The organism is Terriglobales bacterium (assembly GCA_035543055.1).
Taxonomy (GTDB): domain Bacteria; phylum Acidobacteriota; class Terriglobia; order Terriglobales; family Acidobacteriaceae; genus JAIQFD01.
This window is the reverse complement of the sequence record DATKKJ010000223.1, coordinates 1-5,338: the sequence shown is the minus strand read 5'-3', so window position 1 is coordinate 5,338 and position 5,338 is coordinate 1. Positions and strand designations below refer to the sequence as shown.

6 protein-coding genes are annotated in these 5,338 nt (G+C 66.2%); 3 read left to right on the top strand and 3 right to left on the bottom strand.

From position 1 onward, the window contains the following. Both VMS96_14480 and VMS96_14475 read right to left on the bottom strand, forming a co-directional pair. Window positions 1-572: hypothetical protein (locus VMS96_14480; GenBank protein HVP44634.1), on the bottom strand; the 572-nt coding region annotated here is incomplete at its 3' end. Window positions 573-669: 97 nt separating this feature from the next. Further along, window positions 670-1,665, bottom strand: a complete 996-nt coding sequence (locus VMS96_14475; protein HVP44633.1) for a M20/M25/M40 family metallo-hydrolase — start codon at window positions 1,663-1,665, stop codon at window positions 670-672. 74 nt (window positions 1,666-1,739) lie between these two features. Between VMS96_14475 and VMS96_14470 the strand changes: the two genes are divergently transcribed. Together VMS96_14470 and VMS96_14465 are read left to right on the top strand one after the other, a co-directional pair. Further along, the gene (locus VMS96_14470; protein HVP44632.1) at window positions 1,740-2,426 is read left to right on the top strand and encodes an alpha/beta family hydrolase; all 687 of its coding nucleotides are present in this window, start codon (window positions 1,740-1,742) and stop codon (window positions 2,424-2,426) included. A 97-nt stretch (window positions 2,427-2,523) separates the two neighbouring features. Next, window positions 2,524-3,816, top strand: a complete 1,293-nt coding sequence (locus VMS96_14465) for a DUF4147 domain-containing protein (GenBank protein HVP44631.1) — start codon at window positions 2,524-2,526, stop codon at window positions 3,814-3,816. A gap of 110 nt (window positions 3,817-3,926) precedes the next feature. Here VMS96_14465 and VMS96_14460 read toward each other — a convergent pair whose 3' ends face one another. Further along, window positions 3,927-4,808: an MBL fold metallo-hydrolase gene (locus VMS96_14460; GenBank protein ID HVP44630.1), complete on the bottom strand. Its 882-nt coding sequence runs from the start codon at window positions 4,806-4,808 to the stop codon at window positions 3,927-3,929. A 98-nt stretch (window positions 4,809-4,906) separates the two neighbouring features. Here VMS96_14460 and VMS96_14455 point away from each other — a divergent pair. After that, the coding region (locus tag VMS96_14455) for an NAD(P)-binding domain-containing protein (protein HVP44629.1) at window positions 4,907-5,338 on the top strand (432 nt) is incomplete at its 3' end.

Sequence of the window (5,338 nt, the reverse complement as noted above, 5' to 3'; positions counted from 1 at the left end):
CCCTGGCTGTCGAGCCCGACGTCGTGCACGGGCACGATGTTGGGGTGCTCGAGCTGGCCGGTGGTCTGGGCCTCGCGCAGGAAGCGGGTCAGCGCGTCCTCGGCCACGGTGCCGCCCGGCTGGGGCAGCAGGCGCTTCATGGCCACCGAGCGCTCCAGATCGCGGTCTTCCACCAAAAGCACTTCGCCGACCCCGCCCTGCCCAAGCTTCCCGCTGATGGCGTACTTGGTGGCCGGAGCCGCCGCCGTGCTCGCCGCCGAGGTCACCGAACGGAGCTGCGAGACCACCGAGGGCCGCTCCTGGTGCGAGCCGCTGGGCGCCACCGTCGGCTGCATGCTGGCAGTGGTGGAGCTGAAGTCCAAGGTAGCGGCATCAGTGGCCCGGCCGGGAGCGGGCGCAGCTACCGTATCCATGCCCATGGCGAGGGTGGCGCCGGAATCGTTCTCGGGAAGCACCAAAACCGAGCCGTCGTCCTGGCAGACCGGTTTCCCCGAGAGCTTCCCGGGTTCGCTGGAATACTTTCGGCCGCACTTTGGACAAACCAACAGAATCACTGGGGACGGCTGTGCCATGGTCACTCCGGAAAGGAAACGGCTCCCACACCCAACGTGCGCGAATTGTAACCGGGAAAGGCCGGCCAGGGAAGTGAGTAGCTCGGGTGTGTCCCGTTCAAGACTGCAGCAGTTTCTGGGCTACCGAGCAGTACAGCTCGACGGCCTCGTGCAGGGCCTTCTTGGGCACGGACTCGCGCTCGGTATGGGCCACGTGGATGGAGCCGGGCCCCAGCAGCAGCGGCTCGCCCCAGTTGCGCAGGTGGGGGATGTCGGTGGAGAACGAAGCCACCATCGAGGGCACCCCGTCCACGGTGCGCAGCTTCATGAAAGGCGAGTCGGCGCCAAAGTCGACCTCCACCAGCGAACCGACCCACTGGCGGATCCGCTGTTTAAGATCGTCCGATGCAGTCACCATGCGGTAGAGGATGTCGGCGTGGGCCTCGTCGGCGACCACGTTGGGCGCGCGCCCGCCGCTGATAGTGCCGATGTTCATCGTGCAGGCGCCGATCTCCGGCACGCTCGGCAATTCCATGGCGCGCAGCCGGGCCAGAGCATCCACCAGCTTTTCGATGGCCGATTCGCCCCCTTCCGGATAAGCTGAGTGCGCCATCTTCCCGCGCGCCCGCAGCCGGACGTTCAACACGCCCTTGGTCGCGATCGCCAGCCGGTTGTCGGTCGGCTCGCCGTCGATAAGGAAGCGCGAGCCCGGCGCGTACTGGTTGGCGGTCTTGGCCCCGATCGAATCGCGTTCTTCGCCCACGGTGAACAACAGCCCGACCGCGGCGCCCTGGTCGCGCAGGCGTCCGGCGGCGGTCATCTGCGCGGCCATGATCCCCTTGGCATCGCAGGCCCCGCGCCCGTAAACGTTGTCCGCGTCCTCGGAAGATCCGAAGAACGGCGGCACCGTGTCCATATGAGTGCAGAAGACGACCGCCGGAGACGCGGTCTTCGGACGGGCAAATACGTTGAGCCGCTGCTGGTCCACCGGGATCGGCGACGCGTCCCAGCCTTCGTCGCGCAGGAACTGCAGCAGGAACTGGCCGGCCGGTCCTTCGCGGCCGGTGACCGATTCGATGTCCACCAGACGGCGGGTGAGCGCGACGACGTCCATCGGCGAAGGATATCAGCCTGTTGTCTCTGTGAGCCAGTCGAGCGCGTTCCCCGCTAGAGCGTGCTCGTGCTGGTATGCTGTGCGCTGAGCGCGTGGAATCTTCGACCCAGATCCAAAGCCTGTTCCTGGATGGCCCGGCCGGACGCCTTGAGGCTCTGCTGAATGCGGGCAGGCCGGACGCCACCCATGCTGCCCTGGTCTGCCATCCTCACCCGCTCTACGGCGGGACCATGCACAACAAGGTCGTCTTCCATGCCATGAAGGCCCTGAACGGACTGGGATTTCCCGCGTTGCGCTTCAATTTCCGCGGCGCCGGGCGCAGCGAGGGCAAGCACGATGAAGGACGCGGCGAGCGCGAAGAGGTGCGCGCCGCCGTCGATTGGCTCGACCGCGAATTCCATCTGCCCCTGGTCTTCGCTGGCTTCTCCTTCGGCGCATCGGTGGGGCTTCGCGCCACCTGTCCCGACGGGCGCGTCCGGGCGATGATCTCGCTGGGCACCCCGGTGGAGGTGGAAGGTCGCGCCTACCAGTACAACTTCCTCCAGGCGTGCCCCAAACCGAAGCTGTTTCTCAGCGGGGATCGTGATCCTTACGGCCCGAAGGAGATCCTCGAAGGAGTGGTCATGCGCGCCGCGCCTCCCAAGAGGCTGGTCTTCATTGACGGGGCCGGACATTTCTTCGAGAAGAAGCTCGCCGAAGTGCGTCACACCATCGAGGATTGGGTGAAGCAGACGTTGGCGCTCCCGCCGTCAGCCGGATAGGGCCGCGGCGATCGCGAGCCGCGGGCGGCAACTATAATCTCAGACCCACATGGGACGCGAAGCCAGAGCCGTGGAAGCCTCGGAGCCGTCGCCTCACATGCGCGACACCGCGCGCCGGATCTTCGTGGACGCGCTCGAGCAGAGCAGCATCGGCAAGGCATTCGAGCAGCACGTCCACTACAGCCGGGGCGTGCTGCGCGTGTGCGAAGACCTCTACGACCTGGGCTCCTACAACCGCGTCTTCGTGGTGGCCTTCGGCAAGGCCGCGCACACCATGGTAGAAGCGCTGAGCGCGCAGATCGGCAGCGGCATGGGCGGGATCGTCGCCTGCCCGGAGGCGCCGGGAGCGCAGGTCGCCGGCTTCCGCTACTTTTACGGCGGTCACCCGCTTCCCAACACCGAGTCACTGCGCGCGGCTGGTGCCATCCTGCGCAGCCTGCACGGCGCCAGCGCGCGCTGGCTGGTGCTCTATCTGATCAGCGGTGGCGGCTCGTCGGTGATCGAGAAACCCATTGACAACGAGATAACGCTCGACGACCTGGTCGCCACCTATCGCGAGCTGGTGCTGTGCGGCGCCCCCATCGCCGAGATCAACGCCGTCCGCAAGCACCTCTCGGCGGTGAAGGGCGGGCGACTGGCCTTGGCCGCGCGGGAAGCGCAGCAGGTCTCGATCCTGGTCTCCGACGTGCCCCCGGCAGCACTCGATGCCCTGGCCTCCGGGCCGACCATGGGCGATTCGACGACGGTCGAGGATTGCTACGCCATTGCGCATAAGTACGACCTGCTGAAAAGACTCCCCGCCTCGGTGCGGGAGCTCTTTGCCACTCGCGCGCTGGAGGAGACACCGAAGCCCGGCGACCCCCTGTTCCATCGTTCGCGCTGGTGGCCGATCCTCTCCAGCGCGACCCCGCAGAAAGCGGCCGCTGCCATGGCTGCCGCTGGCGGATTCGCGGTCGAGGTGGACAACCGCTGCGACGATTGGGATTACGCCAAGGCCGCCGACTACCTGCTCAAGCGGCTGCACGATCTGCGAAAGGGCCGGGCGAAGGTTTGCTTGATCTCCGGTGGGGAGGTGACGGTGAAGGTCAGCGGGCACAGCGGCGTGGGCGGGCGCAACCAGCAGTTCACCCTCTACTGCGCGGAGAAGATCGCCGGAGAGAACATCTGCGTGCTGTCGGCGGGGACCGACGGCATCGATGGCAACAGTCCGGCGGCCGGCGCCGTCGCCGACGGAAGCACCGTGCAGCGCGCCCGGGCGGCCGGCATCGACCTCAGCAAGGCTCTCAAGGAGTTCGACGCTTACACGGCCTTCGAGAAGCTCGGAGACTTGGTGGTCACCGGCCCCACCGGCAACAATGTCCGCGATCTGCGGCTCCTGCTGGCCTACTGAAGAATTGAGTAATTGAGTGATCGGGTAATTGAGTAATTGCGTGATTGCGTGATTGCTTGGAGTACTGGGTGGCTTGCAATTGCCCGATCACCCAATTACTCAATCTGCCATCAGAAAAACTTGGTTAGCCCTTCTCTTAGGACGAAGACCCGCTCCCTGACCCCTCGCCTCGTGGCTTCGCGCGCCAGGAAACGAGGCGGCTCTTCTACCGGCTCATGGGACAGGCGGAAGCTGCCGAAGTGCATCGGCACCATCCAGCGGGCGCCCAAGTCGAGGAAGGCCTGCACCGCGTCGGCGGGACTGGCGTGCACGTTGCGGAACGACGCCGGCTCGTAGGCGCCGATGGGCAGCAGCGCCAGCTCCGGCGTGAGTCGCCGCCCGATCTCATGGAAGCCATCGAAGTAGGCGGTGTCCCCGGCGTGGTAGATGGAATGCTTGTGCGAGCGGATGACGTACCCGCCGTAGCCGCGGTGCATGTCCTTGATCACGCGTGCGCCCCAATGCCGCGAAGGCGTGTGGGTCACGCTGATCCCGTCCTGCCGGTACTCCTGCCACCAGTCGAGCTCGACGATCCTGCGGAAGCCGAGGTCGCGCACCAGGTCGGACACGTTGCGCGGGATCACGAGGACCGGCGCCCGCCCGCTGAGCCGGCGGGTGGCTTGCGCGATGGCCCGCAGCGACGGCCGGTGCAGATGGTCGAAATGCGCGTGCGTCACCAAGACCAGGTCGATCGCCGGCAGGTCCTGGATGCGGACGCCGGGCCGCCGCAGCCGCTTCAGCACGAACAGCCACTTGGCAAAATTGGGGTCCACGACCAGGTTGCGGCCGCCCACCTGCAGGAAAAACGACGAGTGCCCGATGAAGGTCACTCCCAGGTCGCCGTTCTTGCTCAGGATGGGTTTGTGGACGTCGCCCGTGCAGCGGGTCAGGGCGGAGTGCCGGACCAGGCGGCTGAACTGGCGGGCTCGTTTGCGTAAACCGGGATTCAACATCTGTTTCTGTAGATTAGACGATTTCGCTGTGGGAAAGATTCGGATTCGATTGACCCCACGCCCCGCGTTCCATTCTAATCGCTTGGCTTGGAGGCATCATGAAGGTTGCGTTCTTAGGTCTGGGTATCATGGGGCGGCCGATGGCCGCGAATCTGGCCAAGAAAGGTCACGAAGTCACGGTTTGGAACCGCACGCCCAAGGAGGTCGAGGGCGCCCGCACCGCTGCCAGTCCTCGCGAGGCCGCCGAAGGCGCTGAGGTCGTCTGGATGTGCGTCTCCGACACCGCCGCGGTCGAGCAGCTGCTGTTCGGAGAGAACGGCGTCGAGGCCGCGCTGCGCGAAGGCATGGTCGTGGTCGATTCCAGCACCATCTCTCCCGCCAAGACGCTGGAGTTCGCCCAGCGGGTGAGGGAACGGGGCGCTGATTACGTGGACGCGCCTATCACCGGCTCCAAGATCGGCGCCGAAGCCGGCCAGCTCATCTTCATGGTGGGCGGCGCGGAGGCCACCCTGGAGCGCATTCGGCCCTTG

Bases quoted from the DNA above. Each gene is read 5' to 3' on its own strand.
- VMS96_14475 (HVP44633.1), bottom strand. From the start codon at position 1,665: ATGGACGTCGTCGCGCTCACCCGCCGTCTGGTGGACATCGAATCGGTC.
- VMS96_14465 (HVP44631.1), top strand. From the start codon at position 2,524: ATGCGCGACACCGCGCGCCGGATCTTCGTGGACGCGCTCGAGCAGAGC.
- VMS96_14470 (HVP44632.1), top strand. From the start codon at position 1,740: ATGCTGTGCGCTGAGCGCGTGGAATCTTCGACCCAGATCCAAAGCCTG.
- VMS96_14460 (HVP44630.1), bottom strand. From the start codon at position 4,808: ATGTTGAATCCCGGTTTACGCAAACGAGCCCGCCAGTTCAGCCGCCTG.